At 52.7% G+C, this 16,569-nt stretch carries 17 protein-coding genes; all 17 read right to left on the minus strand.

The annotated features are described in order from the left end of the window. Positions 1-106: 106 nt before the first annotated feature. The gene (gene cccA, locus KNP71_RS06505; protein WP_021065699.1) at positions 107-445 is read right to left on the minus strand and encodes a cytochrome c550; all 339 of its coding nucleotides are present in this window, start codon (positions 443-445) and stop codon (positions 107-109) included. Between the two features lie 132 nt (positions 446-577). Next, positions 578-1,672 (minus strand): RNA polymerase sigma factor RpoD, encoded by a 1,095-nt coding sequence (rpoD, locus tag KNP71_RS06510; protein ID WP_021065698.1) that lies wholly within the window; start codon positions 1,670-1,672, stop codon positions 578-580. 35 nt (positions 1,673-1,707) lie between these two features. Continuing rightward, the gene (gene dnaG / locus KNP71_RS06515) at positions 1,708-3,528 is read right to left on the minus strand and encodes a DNA primase (protein ID WP_235045158.1); all 1,821 of its coding nucleotides are present in this window, start codon (positions 3,526-3,528) and stop codon (positions 1,708-1,710) included. Positions 3,529-3,635: 107 nt separating this feature from the next. Then, entirely contained in the window at positions 3,636-4,484 is an 849-nt protein-coding gene (locus tag KNP71_RS06520; protein WP_051627707.1) for a pyruvate, water dikinase regulatory protein, read from the minus strand. Further along, positions 4,471-5,100 (minus strand): transcriptional regulator CcpN, encoded by a 630-nt coding sequence (ccpN, locus tag KNP71_RS06525; RefSeq protein ID WP_021065695.1) that lies wholly within the window; start codon positions 5,098-5,100, stop codon positions 4,471-4,473. The genes KNP71_RS06520 and ccpN overlap by 14 nt, the downstream gene beginning before the upstream one ends. A 21-nt stretch (positions 5,101-5,121) precedes the next feature. Continuing rightward, entirely contained in the window at positions 5,122-7,176 is a 2,055-nt protein-coding gene (gene glyS / locus KNP71_RS06530; protein WP_021065694.1) for a glycine--tRNA ligase subunit beta, read from the minus strand. Continuing rightward, complete coding sequence (glyQ, locus tag KNP71_RS06535; RefSeq protein ID WP_370447070.1) at positions 7,169-8,062, minus strand: glycine--tRNA ligase subunit alpha; 894 nt, start codon at positions 8,060-8,062, stop codon at positions 7,169-7,171. The genes glyS and glyQ overlap by 8 nt, the downstream gene beginning before the upstream one ends. Before the next feature lie 288 nt (positions 8,063-8,350). Then, positions 8,351-9,100 (minus strand): DNA repair protein RecO, encoded by a 750-nt coding sequence (gene recO / locus KNP71_RS06540; protein WP_214830376.1) that lies wholly within the window; start codon positions 9,098-9,100, stop codon positions 8,351-8,353. Between the two features lie 3 nt (positions 9,101-9,103). Continuing rightward, on the minus strand, positions 9,104-10,012 hold the full coding sequence (gene era / locus KNP71_RS06545) for a GTPase Era (protein WP_029595225.1): 909 nt from the start codon (positions 10,010-10,012) through the stop codon (positions 9,104-9,106). Between the two features lie 35 nt (positions 10,013-10,047). Then, complete coding sequence (locus KNP71_RS06550) at positions 10,048-10,398, minus strand: diacylglycerol kinase family protein (protein ID WP_131471277.1); 351 nt, start codon at positions 10,396-10,398, stop codon at positions 10,048-10,050. Next, positions 10,395-10,871, minus strand: coding sequence for an rRNA maturation RNase YbeY (gene ybeY, locus KNP71_RS06555; RefSeq protein ID WP_029595223.1), 477 nt, complete (start codon positions 10,869-10,871; stop codon positions 10,395-10,397). The genes KNP71_RS06550 and ybeY overlap by 4 nt, the downstream gene beginning before the upstream one ends. Then, positions 10,849-12,930: an HD family phosphohydrolase gene (locus KNP71_RS06560; protein ID WP_021065688.1), complete on the minus strand. Its 2,082-nt coding sequence runs from the start codon at positions 12,928-12,930 to the stop codon at positions 10,849-10,851. The genes ybeY and KNP71_RS06560 overlap by 23 nt, the downstream gene beginning before the upstream one ends. Before the next feature lie 18 nt (positions 12,931-12,948). After that, positions 12,949-13,905 carry a PhoH family protein gene (locus tag KNP71_RS06565; RefSeq protein ID WP_029595222.1) on the minus strand — a complete coding sequence of 319 codons (957 nt, stop codon included), beginning with the start codon at positions 13,903-13,905 and terminating at the stop codon, positions 12,949-12,951. A 134-nt stretch (positions 13,906-14,039) separates the two neighbouring features. Then, positions 14,040-14,474, minus strand: a complete 435-nt coding sequence (locus KNP71_RS06570) for a hypothetical protein (RefSeq protein WP_029595221.1) — start codon at positions 14,472-14,474, stop codon at positions 14,040-14,042. A 5-nt stretch (positions 14,475-14,479) separates the two neighbouring features. Then, positions 14,480-15,460, minus strand: coding sequence for a flotillin-like protein FloA (floA, locus tag KNP71_RS06575; protein WP_021065685.1), 981 nt, complete (start codon positions 15,458-15,460; stop codon positions 14,480-14,482). Beyond that, positions 15,457-15,969, minus strand: coding sequence for an NfeD family protein (locus KNP71_RS06580; protein ID WP_021065684.1), 513 nt, complete (start codon positions 15,967-15,969; stop codon positions 15,457-15,459). Before KNP71_RS06580 ends, floA begins: the two co-directional genes overlap by 4 nt. 136 nt (positions 15,970-16,105) lie before the next feature. Then, positions 16,106-16,555 (minus strand): GatB/YqeY domain-containing protein, encoded by a 450-nt coding sequence (locus KNP71_RS06585; protein ID WP_021065683.1) that lies wholly within the window; start codon positions 16,553-16,555, stop codon positions 16,106-16,108. Between the last annotated feature and the right edge of the window lie 14 nt (positions 16,556-16,569).

Genomic DNA, 16,569 nt, shown 5'->3' on the forward strand with positions numbered 1-16,569 from the left:
AATTCACTCCCAATATGATTTAGTCCAGTGTACACAAAAAACCTGAGCAATAGACTTTTTTAAGTGTCTACTACTCAGGGTACAGTTTAAGGAGTACGTTTCCCTCTTATTGTTCGAGCAACCAAGTCGCGAGCACATCCGCCTCTTCGGCAGTGGCGAGGCCAGCTGGCATCGCACCTTTACCGTTGACGATGATGTTCGTGATCTCTTCAGCCGATAAACGTTCGCCGACACCAGTCAAGGCAGGACCGACGCCTCCTTCGAGATTTCCACCGTGGCAACCTGTGCAGCCTTTAGCCGCATACAAGTCTTCTGGGTTCATCTCAGTGACAGACGGACCTTCAGCAGCTTGTTGTGCTTGGTTTACGCCAAAATACGATAATGAGACCATGGCAATGATTGCGACGATCGCAATCGCTGCAAACGGTAACAATGGATTACGCATTGCATTTCCCCCTCATGTTCATTCCAAATTTCTACCCATCACTATTTTACTCAAAAAATAATAAAGAAGGAAGGAAAATCACTCATTTTCCTTCCTTTCTTCTAAAACTTCACATTTTATTCAAAAACACAATTAATCGAGGAAGTCTTTCAAGCGTTTCGAACGGCTCGGGTGACGAAGTTTCCGAAGTGCCTTCGCCTCGATTTGACGAATCCGCTCACGGGTGACGCCGAACACTTTACCGACTTCTTCAAGCGTACGCGTGCGGCCGTCATCGAGTCCGAAGCGGAGACGGAGTACGTTCTCTTCACGGTCCGTGAGCGTGTCGAGCACGTCTTCGAGTTGTTCTTTGAGCAATTCATACGCGGCGGCATCTTGTGGAGCCATCGCATCTTGGTCTTCAATGAAATCACCGAGGTGTGAATCGTCTTCTTCACCAATCGGCGTCTCAAGTGACACCGGTTCTTGAGCGATTTTCAAGATTTCACGCACCTTCTCAGGTGTGAGCTCCATCTCTTTGGCAATTTCTTCAGGCGACGGTTCGCGTCCGAGGTCTTGCAACAATTGACGTTGAACACGAATCAATTTGTTAATGGTCTCGACCATGTGAACCGGAATCCGGATAGTCCGGGCTTGGTCCGCGATGGCACGTGTGATTGCTTGACGAATCCACCACGTCGCATATGTCGAGAACTTGAACCCTTTCATATAGTCGAACTTCTCGACGGCTTTAATGAGGCCCATGTTTCCTTCTTGAATCAAGTCGAGGAAGAGCATGCCGCGCCCGACATAACGTTTCGCAATCGAGACGACGAGACGGAGATTGGCTTCGGCAAGGCGTTTCTTCGCCTCTTCATCGCCTTGTTCAATCCGCTTCGCGAGTTCAGTCTCATCTTTCGCGCTAAGAAGATCGACGCGTCCGATTTCTTTCAAGTACATGCGGACCGGGTCATTGATTTTAATGCCCGGTGGGACAGATAGGTCGTTCAAATCGACCTCTTCGTCTTCTTTTTTCGATGGCGTCTCTTCGGCATCGGCCGCATCTTCTGTGACGCGGATATCTTTACCTTCTAAATCTTCGATGAAGTTATCGATAAAGTCTGAGTCCACCTCGAAATGGCTGAGGCGATCTTGAATCTCCTGCATCGATACGACGCCTTTTTTCTTCCCTAATTTCTCAAGTTCCTCTATGGCGTTAAATAAATCCTCTTTTTTCTTCTCTGCCATCTAGCAGTTCAACTCCTTCCAAACTTCCTCCACGTTCATCGTTCACGAAGCCGACGACTCCGGGTAATCAATTCTTGTAACTTGGATGCCTGGTCTACTATACTTTCGGCATCTTGTCCGATTTCCCTTTTCGCCCGCTCGATTTGACGCTGTTCCTCATAACTGTTTATGACCTTAATGTATTCATCTAAAACCTCTTCGGTCAGTTCATCCGGTGCGGCCATGAGTCGAATCTCGGCATAACGATTCGCATAGTCCGGACGTTGGTCACAATATCGTTCCATGAACGGAGGGGCGACCTGTTCGAACTCCTCGTGTGTCATGTCCTCGGAGACGATTTCATACAATGCCGTCGCCAACATCCGGTGCACCTCGTCCTGGTAGGACAGACCGAGGCGGTCCCGGACGAAACGAACCCGTTCCGGACCACTCAACATCGCCCGCAGCAATAACTTCTCCGCTTTGACGTAGCGTGGCTCGTTTGCTTTAGACGAACGCCGGCGGACCGGCTCCGGTTCGCGGACGGGCTGTGGGACGGCTTCTTTCGAAGACGTCTTCGGCATCCGCGACAATAACGTCTCGACCGGAATCTCAAATTCGTTGGCCAGCTTCTTCACGTACAGGTCACGGCGAATCGAGTTATCCGTTTTACTAATTTCCACAAGCATAGATTCAATAAACCGTATCCGTTCTCCTTCTCGATTCATGTTTTTCCCACGCCGGAGCGTGCGGTTCATGAAATCGAGGACGGACAACCGTTCCGATTCGACCAATTTACGCCACTGTTCCGCCCCGTTCGTCCGAATGTAGTCGTCCGGGTCGGTCTTCTCAGGTAACATCAACACTTGCACGTCGAGCGGATAGCCTTCGAGCAAGCGGACGACTTTCATCGTCGCTTCCTGTCCGGCCGTATCGCCGTCGTAACAGATGATGACTTCTTCGACCATGCGGGCCAAGGCGCGGGCATGTTGGGACGAGAACGCTGTCCCGAGCGAGGCGACGACTTCTTTCGTCCCGGCTTGCGCGACTTGTAAGACGTCGACGTTTCCTTCGACGAGCAAGACACGTTTTTGTTTGCGCATCGTGGCGCGGGCCTGTGAGAACCCGAATAAGAGTTCACTCTTATTAAATAACGGAGTATCCGCCGTATTGACGTACTTTGGCTGTCGCTCATCGATCGCCCGTCCGCTAAATCCGACGATGGTGCCGTCTCGATCCGCAATCGGAAAGACGACTCTGCCTTCGAACCGGTCGAAATATTCACCGGATCTAGACTTAGAAATCAATCCCGCTTCTACCATGACCTCGAGGTCGAAACCTCTTCGTTCTAATGAATCCACGGTGAATCGGCGATGGTCGGGCGCGTAACCGATCTTATACTGACCGATCGTCGACTCCTCTAAACCGCGCTGCTGCAAATACGTCAATCCGACTTCGCCCGCCTCGGTCTTCATCAACACCTCGTGATACAAGTCGGCCACGACCCGATGCGCATCGCGCATCTGTTTACGGAGGACTTGGTCTCGCGATAATTCCTCGTCGCCCGACACGCCACCTTCGATTGCGATATTCGCTCGCGTGGCGAGGCGTTCAATCGTCTCTGGAAACGATAGTCCTTCCGTCTCCATAACGAACGTGAACACGTTCCCGCCGGCGCCGCATCCGAAACAGTGATACATCCCTTTCTCCGGGGACACGGAGAACGATGGGCTGTTCTCCGAGTGGAACGGGCAAAGCCCGACGAGACGATGTCCTTGCTTCTTCAATTCAACGCGTTCACTAATTAAATCAACGATATCTGTGGCTTGTTTTACTTCCGCAATGACTTCATCCGGTATGCGCGGCAACTTGACCACTCCCTATCCAAACTCGCAACGAAACGGAACGTTCACCACGTTCCGTTTCAATGTCATGTCAGTACTCTATTATACCGTTATCACCAGTCGATTACTAATCCGAGTGCTCAATCCTCTTTTGATTGATCGAGCATCCGCAAAATGATGCCAGCCGTCTCTTCGACGGCCTTGTTCGTCACATCGATGACCTCGCAACCGATCCGCTCGTAAATCCCACGGGCGTATTCGAGCTCCCGGTTAATCCGTTCGAGTTGGGCGTAATCGGCCTCGGGTTTTAATCCGAGCGACTTCAACCGTTCCATCCGAATCGAAATCAATTTGTCAGGGGAGATAATCAAGCCGACACACTTGTCAGGCGGCAATTCAAACAGTTCTTCCGGCGGGCGTGACTCCGGCACGAGCGGCACGTTCGCGACCTTATAGCGCTTCAGGGCCAAATACTGCGAGAGCGGTGTCTTCGATGTCCGTGAGACGCCGACGAGGACGATGTCCGCCTTTTTCAACCCGCGCGGATCACGTCCGTCATCGTACTTGACCGCGAACTCCATCGCTTCGATTTTCCGAAAATAATCTTCGTCCAAACGATAGATGAGTCCTGGTTTTTCACGCGGACTCTCACCGAGTTGACCAGCGAGCACATCGAGCAAATCCCCGAGCAAATCGACCGTCTTCACACCGTACTCTTGTCCGAGACGGACGAGCAACGACCGGTGTTCTTCATTGACCAACGTGAAGGCGATGACCGCTCCTTGGGCACGCGCTTGTGTCACGACGTCGTGAATCGTCTGTTCATCTTCGACGAACGGGATGCGGAGCGTCTCAATCGCATTCTCATGGAATTGGATGCTCGCGGCCCGGACGACGAGTTCACACGTCTCGCCGACTGAATCGCTCACGACAAATACGAGTTGTTTTTGTGTCAGTGTCAAACCAGATTCCTCCTCAGAACGACTCATCGTTAGCGAGCGCGATTAATACTTTCGTCATGTTCGTCTTCGTCATGCGACCGAGCACAATCAGCTTGCCATCCTTCTCTTCAACGACCGGCATGGCATCGATTTGCTTCTCGATCAACTTCATTCCGGCCCGAATCAACGTCTCACCCTTCTCGCATACCGTGATGTTCGGCATCCGGGTCATGATGACGTTGACCGGCAACTGATCGAGATCTTGATTACCGATGGCAGCCCGGAGTAAGTCTTTACGCGATAGGACGCCGACGAGCTCATTGTCTTTCCCGACGACAAACAGCGAGCCGACGTCTTCCAAGAACAACGTCACGACAGCGTCATACACCGTCATCTCGTTACTGACGACTTTCGCCGACGACATGAAGTCTCCGACCGTCAACGAGTCAAGCTTTTCCCGAAGCAGGGATGAGTTTCGTTTGCCGACGAACGTGTAGCCGACACGCGGTCGGGCTTCTAGTATTCCAGTCATCGTCAAAATGGCAAGGTCCGGTCGGAGCGTGGCCCGGGTGAGCGATAGCTCTTGGGCGATCTGCTCCCCCGTGATCGGTCCGTTGACCCTTACGATTTCAACGATCTTCTGTTGGCGTTCATTCAGCTGCATAGCCAACCCCCTCAAGTTTGGTCAGAGTACGAGCGCGCTAAAATCGGCGACATTCTCGATTGTCGCAGCGAGTCGTTTCATCTCGCGCAGACGGTTCTCGCGAATCGCTTCGACATCGCTCATGACCATTGTATTTTCAAAATAAGTGCTAATCGGATGTTCTAGGGCGCGCAATGATGTGATTGCTTGATGATAGTCGCCCGCCTCGACCGCGCGTTCCGTCTCCGGTAACGTCGCTTCGATGGCAGCGTGGAGATCTTTCTCCTCCGTATTTTCAAACAATGACGGATCGACGTCCCCGGCCTCGCCTTTTTTAGCGATGTTGACGACGCGTGTCAATTGTTCGATGAGCAGTTTCGCCTCGCTCGCGAGCATGGCTTGAACCGCATCCGCTCTCGCATCGAGTCGGTCGATCGCAAGGCCAGTCGTCAAGACCGCGTCAATGACGTCATAACGGACTTGTCGCTCTTGCAGACGATACTTCAAGCGAAGCATGAAGAAGTCCTCGAGTTGCGCCTTGACTTGTTCTTTATCGGCATCGTAAAGTCCTGCCTGAAGTTGCGAATCGACAACTTGTGAAAGTAATTTGTCGAGTGGCAAAGCAATCTTCCAATCCGCCAAAATTTGAACGACCCCTTGGGCTTGACGACGGAGCGCAAACGGATCTTGTGAACCGCTCGGGATCATGCCGATTCCGAAGAAGGCAGCAATCGAATCCAGTTTATCGGCGAGTGCGAGTACGGCACCCGTCGATGTCGCCGGCGAGGCATCACCAGCAAAGCGCGGCATGTAGTGCTCACGGATCGCCGCGGCCACTTCCGCGTCCTCACCTTGTTGGAGCGCATACTTCTCACCCATCACTCCTTGAAGTTCTGTGAACTCATACACCATTTGGCTGACGAGGTCGAACTTATGGATGGCACCGGCACGCGCCACTTTGGCTGCATCCGCATTGAACAATGGCGCAAGCGTTCCTGCGAGCTGTTCGACGCGACGGACCTTATCTCCCGTCGTGCCCAACTTCTCATGGAAGACGATGCGGTCGAGACGGACGAGTTGTTCGTCAATCTTCGTCTTTTGGTCTTCCTCATAGAAGAAGACGGCATCTGCCAAGCGGGCCCGGATGACCTTCTCGTTCCCTTTGGCAACGTTTTGAAGGTGTTCAGCATTTCCGTTACGGACGGTCACGAAATAGTTTTTGAGCGTTTCACCGATATAAACCGGGAAATAGCGCTGATGTTCTTTCATCGTCGTAATCAAGACTTCTTCTGGAAGTTCGAGATAACGGGCATCGAATTCACCGAATAGCGCTGTCGGCCACTCGACGAGGTTCGTCACTTCTTCGAGCAACGAGGCATCGAGCGGGACGGTCCACCCCTGTTCTGAAGCCAACTCCTCGATTTGACGTTCGATGCGCCCTTTCCGGTCTTCGTACGAAGCGACAACGAACTCGCGTTCAAGCGTCTCAGCGTAGGCAGCCGGTTCCGTGATGACGACGTCACCCTTACTCAAGAAACGGTGACCACGCGTCACGTTCCCGGTCTTCACGCCTTCGATTTCGAAATCGATTTGTTCGGCACCGAACAAGGCGACGAGCCAACGAATCGGACGCATATAGCGTAGGCTGCTCGTGCCCCACTTCATGTTTTTCGGGAACGTCATGCCACGGACGACGTCTTCGAGTGCTGGGAGCAACGTGCTCGTCGGTTGACCTGATTCATGACGGTCGGCGAAGACGTACTCGACACCTTTCTCTTCGGCGAAGTACAAGTCGTCGACCGATAGGCCGCGGCCACGGGCAAAGCCGGCGGCTGCTTTCGACCAGTTTCCTTCAGCATCTTGAGCAATCTTTTTCGCTGGTCCGCGAAGCGTCTCCGTCAAATCTTGTTGGTTCTCTTCCACGTCTTTGACGAGAACGGCGAGGCGGCGCGGTGTCGAATAAACGGTGATGGCACCGAATTGGACACGGGCTTCCGTCAAGAAGGTAGTTACGCGTTCCGCCAATTGTTTTTCTGAACGGAGGACGTATTGGGCTGGTAATTCTTCAAGTCCGATTTCTAATAAAAGGTCACGCATCAAGGGCACCTGCTTTCTGTTGGTTCAAAAGTGGGAAACCGAGACGTTCCCGCTCTTCGATAAATTTGGCGGCACATGCACGGGACATGTTACGGACGCGTTGGATGAAACCGGTCCGTTCTGTCACCGAGATGGCGCCTTTCGCATCGAGAAGGTTGAACGTATGCGAACATTTAAGGATATAGTCGTAAGCCGGGAAGACGAGGTTTTCGTCCAAGGCACGCTTCGCTTCTTTTTCATACGTATCGAACAATGTGAACAACATATCGACGTCCGAGAGCTCGAACGTATATTTTGAATGTTCGAATTCCGGCTGATAGAAGATATCGCCATATTTGAATCCGTCTGTCCAGACGAGGTCAAACACGCTTTCGACTTCTTGGATATATGACGCAAGACGTTCAAGACCGTACGTGATCTCGACGGCGATCGGATCGCACTCGATGCCACCGACTTGTTGGAAATACGTGAACTGAGTGATTTCCATCCCGTTCAACCAGACTTCCCAACCGAGTCCGGCCGCACCGAACGTCGGGTTCTCCCAGTTGTCTTCGACGAAACGGATGTCGTGCTCGAGCGGATTGATCCCGATCAACTCTAAGCTCTCTAAGTAAAGCTCTTGGATGTTGCTTGGCGACGGCTTCATGATGACTTGGAATTGGTGATGCTGATACAAGCGGTTCGGGTTTTCTCCGTACCGTCCATCCGCCGGACGACGTGATGGCTCTGTGTAACAGACGTTCCACGGCTCGGGTCCGAGACTCCGTAGGAACGTCATCGGGTTCATCGTGCCGGCCCCTTTCTCAACGTCATACGCTTGCATTGTCAAACAGCCTTTCGACGCCCAGAAATTTTGTAACGTCAAAATAATTTCTTGCACGGTCATGTGCTTCATATGTGACACCTCCAAAAGTATTGAAACGACAAAAAACGCCCCTATGTGCCATGCACATAGGGACGGGATTACCCGCGGTTCCACCCTACTTGCCTCGAGATGAGGCCACTCTTTGGATTGTGGGCGCTCTGGAATTGCCATTCACTTCAACCTGGCGTTCGGCTTCCACCTTCCCGAACTCGCTGCACCCACGGTAAAAAAGCTACTTGTTTTCCTTCATTGCGCACGCTATTTCATTTGTCTAATCGTAGATTATGGTATCGAATCTTGTCGAAAAAGTCAATCATCGTTCAAGTACAATCGCTGCATTTGGTCGAGGACCCGTTTCGTCTTCAGCCGCAGACCGCTATAGGAGTCCATATACGCATCAAACAGCTGTCGGAGCAGAATCCGTGTCTCTTTCGTGAGCGGAACGTTACTGAATTCGGACAGTTCGTGCCGGCTCATCAAATAGAGCAACTTCGCCAGACGCTCGCTCATGCGAATCGATCCTTCTTCTTGGTGCCGGGCGCAGAGGAAGCCGCCGGCCGTCACCGAGAAGTACATCGGGTCGGTCACATCGTTGCACCGGATGCAGCCGGTCAAGACCGGTGCGACCCCGAGCAAGTGCAAAATGCGCAGTTCGAAGTGATGCGTGATCACTTCCGGATCCATCCCTGCATTGAGCGCCTGCAGGGCGTCGTTCAAGATGCGATAGAGCGGACGGTTCGGGACGCGGTCCTCTACCGTCCGGTCGACGAGTTCGAGCGAATACATGGCGTATGCCATCCGCTCGACGTCTTTTCGGATTTCCGGATAAGACGTGATCACATCCGACGATTTCAATTGGCCGAGGCCACGACTCGCCGGAAAGATATATACCGCTTCGACGAACGGCTGACTCGACGAATGCAGACGGCTGCCCGGCTTTTTCGCCCCTCGTGCCATGACGGCAACTTTTCCGAGCTCTTCGGTGAACAAGGTGACGACTTTGTTCGACTCTCCGTAATTGACGGTCCGAATGACGATTCCCGTGACCTTTTGCAACATGGCTTAATACTCGTCGTCGCGGAAACCGAGGTCGCGGAGTTGGCCCATCTTGTTACGCCAATCTTTTTGCACTTTCACCCATAGGTTCAAATACACTTTCGTCCCGAGGAGCGCCTCGATGTCGTGGCGCGCTTCTGTCCCGATTTCGCGGAGCATCGCACCTTTTTTGCCGATGACGATTCCTTTTTGAGAATCACGCTCGACCATGATCACGGCCTCGACATCAATCATTTCCGAGTTTTCCCGTTTCTTGATCGATTCGATGGCGACCGCGATTGAGTGCGGCACTTCATCACGCGTCTTATGGAGCACTTTCTCGCGAATCAATTCAGAGATGATGAACCGTTCCGGGTGGTCGGTCACTTGGTCGGCCGGATAATACATCGGTCCTTCCGGGAGCAACTTTTTGATTTCTTTAAGGAGCGGTTCGACGTTGTTGCCTTGAAGTGCCGAAATCGGGACGTACGCCGCGAAATCGAGTTGATTCGTATACTGCTCGATGACAGCCGGAATCTCGTCCGGATGAATCAAGTCGATTTTGTTCATGACGAGAATGATTGGCGTGTCGAGCCCTTTCAACTTCTCGATGATGAACTCATCGCCGGCGCCGCGCGGTTCCGTGACGTTGACCATGAAGAGGATCGCGTCGACTTCACGTAGTGCGTTCGTCGCGACTTTCATCATGAAATCGCCGAGACGGTGTTTCGGCTTATGAATCCCTGGCGTGTCGATAAAGATGATTTGCGAATCATCCGTCGTATACACACCTTGGACCTTATTGCGCGTCGTCTGCGGCTTGTCTGACATGATGGCAATCTTTTGTCCGATGACCCGATTCAAGAACGTCGATTTCCCGACGTTCGGACGACCGATGATGGACACAAAACCTGATTTAAAATCTTCTTGATACATAGTGCACCTGCTTTCTAAATTTCCAATACGTTCAATCATATAACGAATTTGTCGATTATATAAGGGCCAAAAATGAATAGGGCCGTGATGGCGGCCCCGATCGCTGCGACGAGGACCGACCCGGCCGCGACGTCTTTCGCTTGCTTCGCGAGGGGGTGGATGTCTTTCGTGACGAGGTCGACCGTGCGTTCGACCGCCGTGTTCATCAGCTCGAGCGCGATGACGAGCACGACCCAGCCGATCAGAATCAAGTTCTCGAGTTTCGTCGTCGGGAGCCACCAGGCAAACACGACGACGAGCAGGCTCGATACGAGATGAATCAGCATGTTGCGTTCGGTCCGCACTGCGTGCACGATGCCGTGCACGGCGAACCAGAACGGTTTCACACTTCGCCTCGTTTCAGCTCGAAGTGAGCGAGCACTTGTTCTTGGCGCGCCGTCATCTCCGCTTCTTCCTCGGGCGTCATATGGTCATACCCGAGCAAGTGGAGGAATCCGTGAATCGCCAAGAACCCGAGTTCCCGTTCGAACGAGTGGCCATAATCGGCCGCCTGTTCGCGACAACGTTCGACCGAGATGAGCAAGTCCCCTAAGAGACGGGGCTCGTCTTCATCGAGCATGAAGTCCATCTCGTCTTCTCCCATCTCATCGAAGGCGAAACTGATGACGTCGGTCGCCGTATCTTTCCCGCGCCATTCGCGGTTGATGGCTTGAATCTCATCGTTCGTCAAGAACGTGACCGATAGCTCACTCGGTTCTTCGACGTCTTCTTCCATCGCCGCATGGACCAATATGGATTCAACGAGCTCGATTTGAGCATCCGACAATAAGCCGTGCTCATCGTTCGAAATGATTTGCATGTAAGTCTCCTTCTTTCTTCAGTTCTGGATACTCGATTCGTTCATGGAACAGGCCGGTCAGCGTCTCACACGCGCTTTCCCCGACGCGCCATACTTCTTTCGTCGTCAACTCGCAGTCTTCGAATTGCCCGTCTTGTAGCTTATCACGAATAATCGCACTGACGAGCTGACGAATCCGTTCTGGTGTCGGTTGCTTCTGTGACCGGACCGCCGCCTCGATTGAATCGACGATCATGACGACCGCCGCCTCGCGTGTCTGCGGCTTCGGTCCCGGGTAGCGGAACCGTGATTCATTGACGTCACGCGTCTCTTTCGCTTTCACATAAAAGAACTTCAAGAGCGATGTGCCGTGATGTTGCTCGGCGATATCGATAATCTCTTTTGGCAACTTATAACGACTCAACAGATCGGCCCCGTCATATGGATGGGCCATGATGATGTCGGCTGATTCCTCCGGTGTGAGCCGGTCGTGCGGGTTGACGCCGTTCTGCTGATTCTCGATGAAATGGAGCGGACGCTCGGTCTTACCGAGGTCATGATAATAACTGGCGACCCGAGCGAGCAGTCCGTCGGCACCAATCGCCTCGCACGCCGATTCGGCCAAGTTGGCGACCATCATGCTGTGATGATACGTCCCAGGAGCCTCCATCAACAACTTGCGTAACAGCGGATGCGTCGGACTCATCAATTCGATGAGGCGACCCGACGATAGGACGCCGAACCACGGTTCAAGGAACGGCAAGAAGCCGAACGTGAGCACGATGGACAACAGCGCGCTCGTGATGGCGAAACCGGATAAGTAGGCGACCATCTCCCACGTCACTTGCGTGTTGCGCAAGAACAAGAGCGCGAGCACCATGATGATATTGATAATGCCGAGCAACACACCGGACAAGAATAGTCGTTTGCGCTGAATCTTCGGTTCGACGAGGAAGACGGCCAAGAAACTTCCGGTCGCGAAATAGACGACGGTCATGAAGCTCGTGTTTTGCCCGAAACTCGCCACAATCGACCCGGCAATCATCGTGATCAACGCCGAGGCGAGCGCGACCCGTTCATCGACGAGGATACGCAGCAACAGGACGACGAATGCCGTCGGTGCGAGCACGTACGCATATGTCGTGAACTCGATACCGATATAACCGACACCAAAGAAGATGCCGAGCTGTAACAATAATAATCCATAGACAGTAATCAAGATTTTAGGGCGGAGTAACAGTTGTTGAATTTTCGAACGGATTAACATGAACAGAAAACCGATCGTCAACAGTCCGCTCAGTAAGTAAGCCCCGAACAGCGGTGCGAACGAACGATTTGGATCGATAGCCCCTGTCAATTCGAGTTTGCGGTAGATTTCGCGCGTCACGACCTCGCCTTGGTTGACGAGCAACTGGCCTTCTTGAATGATGACCGGTTCGACCGCATCGACCGCCTGCTGTTCTTTCTCACGTGTCGCTTCAGAATCGAACACGTAGTTCGGTACGATCAATTGATCGCTCAGGCTGTTAGCGATCGCCCGGAACTCGAGTGAGAGCGGTGATTGGTCGACAAGTGTCTCAGCCCGATCTCTCGCTTCTGAGATGGACTGTGAGCTCGTGTCGATGCGGTTACCCATCACTTCTTGGAGCGCCGTCACGGTGACGTCTTCGACCGTACGACGGGTGTTCTCGCTCGCCTCGAGCAGAAGGTTCAGTTCATCATCACCGAGGAATCCGTTCACCTCGGTCGAATTCAAGCGATTTTTGATGTCTGATAGCTCGGTGTCATCTTCCGTCTCTTCGAACGCTGCGAACAGTTGCTCGACTTTGGCGATCTGTTGATCGGCAAACTCGCGCCGCAACGAGAACTGACTGCCGACGCTATTGATCGCATCTTGTCGTAACCGCTCCGTCGCCGTCCGGTCTTCAATCGTGACCGGCGAGCGAATGTCCTGTTCGGCAATCCCGAGCGGCTCGACACTAATGATGGATGGGCGCACCGTAAAGTATAGAATCGCGCCTAAAATGAGAAAAAAGAGGACGGAGATTGTCGCGACCGTCCAATGACGTGCTTGCTGCATCAGTGCCCCCCCTTTTGGTTATGTGAGTTCGTTACTATAGGCGTTAATGATTTTCTTGACGAGCGGATGGCGAACGACGTCGGACGACGTGAAATGTTCAAAATGAATCCCATCGACTCCTTCAAGCAGATGTAACGCTTCTTGCAGTCCTGACGCTTTGCCTTTCGGCAAATCGACTTGCGTCAAATCACCGGTGACGACCATTTTCGAGCCGAAACCGAGTCGCGTCAAAAACATCTTCATCTGTTCTTTCGTCGTATTCTGCGCCTCGTCTAAAATGACGAACGCATCTTCAAGCGTCCGGCCGCGCATGTAAGCGAGCGGCGCGACTTCGATCGTGCCGCGTTCGAGCAATCGGTTCGTCTGTTCGACGCCATAGACGTCAAACAAGGCGTCGTACAACGGCCGTAAGTACGGGTCGACCTTCTCTTTCAAGTCGCCTGGCAAGAAGCCCAAGTTTTCACCCGCTTCGACCGCCGGACGCGTCAAAATAATTCGTTTGACTTGGCCTTCTTTCAGCGCACGCGCTGCCAAAACGACGGCCAAATATGTCTTCCCGGTCCCCGCCGGTCCGATTCCGAACACGAGGTCACGTTTTTCGATGGCCCGGACATATCGGCTCTGTCCGACCGTCTTCGCCCGAATCGGTTTCCCTTTGTTCGTCGTGAAGACGACTCGCTCATAATGCTCGAGCAACTCGTCGCCCTTGCCGACCTTGATGTGTTGAATCACACTGATGGCATCGCTTTCGTTCAAGCGAGCCCCTTTTTTAACGAGTTGTTGCAACGTCTTGATAACGGCCTTCGTCAATTCGAGCGTATCGGCCGTATCGGCCTGAATGATTAATTCTTCTCCACGAGGAGTGAGTGCGACCGCGAGTTCTGCTTCGATGGCTTGAAATACCTCGTCCTTCGGTCCGAGGAGCGCCTGCGCTTCGTTCGCATGTTCCATGACGAACGGAATTTTATCAGTCATAATCAATGGTTGTTTCTCCTCCCCATCAGTAGATTGTTCCTTCTTTACTTTAGCACTATCAAGCCGTTCGTGAAAGAAAGACCGTCCATTCCTCCAACAAAAAGAAGCAGTGACACGGAGTCACTGCCTCAGGTTTAACGACGGCGTTTCGACACCGGCGGTTGCAAAATTTCACTCCACACGACCGCTTGCCGAACTTGCTTCATCGAGATGCGCGGTTGTGGCCGCGACTCGGTCGACTCGGTAATCGGTGGAATTTTGACCGTCTGTTCGAACTGGGCACTCACGTGCGGTAGCTCTTCACGTCGACGCGGTGCATGTCGGTCTGTCGTTTCGGCCGGTGCGGCGACACGGCGACGTAGTTTCTGAGGAGCCGGTTTGTCTTGCTTGTTGCGCGGCTCATCGAACGTCGCCTCGACTTCTTTCATCATGTCACCGACCGTATCGAGATAACGTTTCAAATCCGTACTCGGTGGTCGTTCTCCAGTAGATGATGGTTTCTCCATCCGCTTCATGACCGCCGAGGCAATCCCGAAAGCGGCTAAGAGTAGTACCCAGAGTCCATCCATGTCCGTTACTCTCTATCAGATTCGACAGGATGACCGATTGCTTTACGCATTTCTGTATCGGCTTGGACGTTCAAGTAGTTGACGTAATCCATGACCCCGAGTTTGCCATTTCGAAGTGCGTCGGCCATCGCGAGCGGAACTTCCGCCTCGGCCGCGACGACTTTGGCGCGCATCTCTTCGACCGATGATTTCATCTCTTGCTCACGGGCGATTGCCATCGCGCGGCGTTCTTCCGCTTTCGCTTGCGCGATTTTCTTATCAGCTTCGGCTTGGTCGGTCTGGAGGACCGCCCCGATGTTTTTACCGATATCGATGTCGGCGATATCGATTGATAGGATTTCAAATGCGGTCCCTGAATCGAGACCTTTCGTCAATACGGTACGTGAAATCATATCAGGGTTCTCCAAGACGTGCTTATGGTTGTGTTGTGAACCGATCGTCGAGACGACCCCTTCACCGACACGGGCGATAATCGTCTCTTCCCCGGCACCCCCGACAAGACGATCGATGTTGGCGCGGACTGTGATGCGGGCTTTCGCCTTCACTTCAATCCCATCCATGGCCACACCAGCGATGAACGGCGTTTCGATGACTTTCGGGTTAACGGACATTTGAACCGCCTCTAACACGTTACGGCCAGCAAGATCGATTGCTGCGGCACGTTCAAACGATAATTCGATATCGGCACGGTGGGCCGCAATCAAGGCGTTGACGACACGGTCGACGTTACCCCCGGCCAAGAAGTGACTCTCGAGCTGGTTCGTGTTCAAGCCGATGCCGGCTTTGACCGCTTTGATGAGCGGGTTGACGATTTTCGATGGGACGACGCGACGGAGTCGCATCCCGATTAGTGTGAAGATCGAGACGTGGACGCCAGCGGCGAACGAGCTGATCCACAGCCCGACCGGTACGAACGTGAAGAATACGGCGAGCGCAATCAATCCTCCACCCGAGATGAGTAACGTGGTCAATAGTTCTGGTGTCATTCTGTTACATCCTCCTTAGGCTCTATAAAGTTGCGGACGACAACGCGTCCTGAATCGACTTTATACACCTGAATTTTCGTTTGCGAATCGAGATAGCTACCTTCTGTCACGACATCAATCCGTTCTCCGTCAATCTCAGCGGTACCCGCCGGGCGAAGCGGCGTCAACGTGACCCCGACTTTCCCGAGCAACCGTTTGCGGTCATCGTGGGACAAATACCCTTTGTCTGTTGACGTCGAATCGGTCAAAATCAACCCTTTATACATGAGCGATCGATTGGACTGTAGGCGACGATATGCCCAAAATCCGAGTCCAGCGACGATGGCCGTGGCTAAACCAAGCGACAACCACAGTTGTCCGATTGTGGCACCCGCCATAATCAAACTGGCGACGACCGCCCCAATCCCTAGCACGCCGAACAATCCAAAACCGGCAACGAACACTTCAATTCCTAGAAGGACGATCCCGACAAAAAACACCGTCAGAATCACTCCGAGACCAAATGTCATCGTATTGCAACCCCCTTCCGAGTTCACAAGCTACCTCTTATCTCTAGTGTATACGAAACAAGTTCGCTTTTGGTTTCGGAATACGCAAAAAAAGACAGAAACTTTTGGTTTGACCCAAAAATCCCTGTCTCTCTCATTAATTCGTCAATTGTTGTTTGACAATGCGGTTCACAAGACCACCGTCTGCCTTGCCTTTAACTTGAGGCATGACGACGCCCATCACCTTACCCATATCCGACGGGCCTGTAGCATTCGTTTGAGCAATAGCTGCTTTCACGATCGCCGTGACTTCATCTTCAGAAAGTTGTTCAGGCATATAGGCCTCTAGTACGACAATCTCGTCAGCTACTTTAGAAGCAAGGTCTTCACGACCAGCGCTTTCGAATTCTCGGAGGGAGTCTCTGCGCTGTTTCATCTCTCGGTTGAGCACCGTGAGTTCCTCTTCCTCAGTTAGATCTTGTCGACCAAATTTGATGGCCTCATTTTGGAGCGACGCTTTGACCATCCGGATCGTCGTGAGACGATCTTTTTGTTTCGCGCGCATGGCTTGCTTCATGTCGTCCGTCAAGCGTTCTTGAAGACTCATGAGCTAACACCCTC

It is taken from the genome of Exiguobacterium sp. s56, from assembly GCF_018618255.1.
Classification (GTDB): Bacteria; Bacillota; Bacilli; order Exiguobacteriales; family Exiguobacteriaceae; genus Exiguobacterium; species Exiguobacterium chiriqhucha.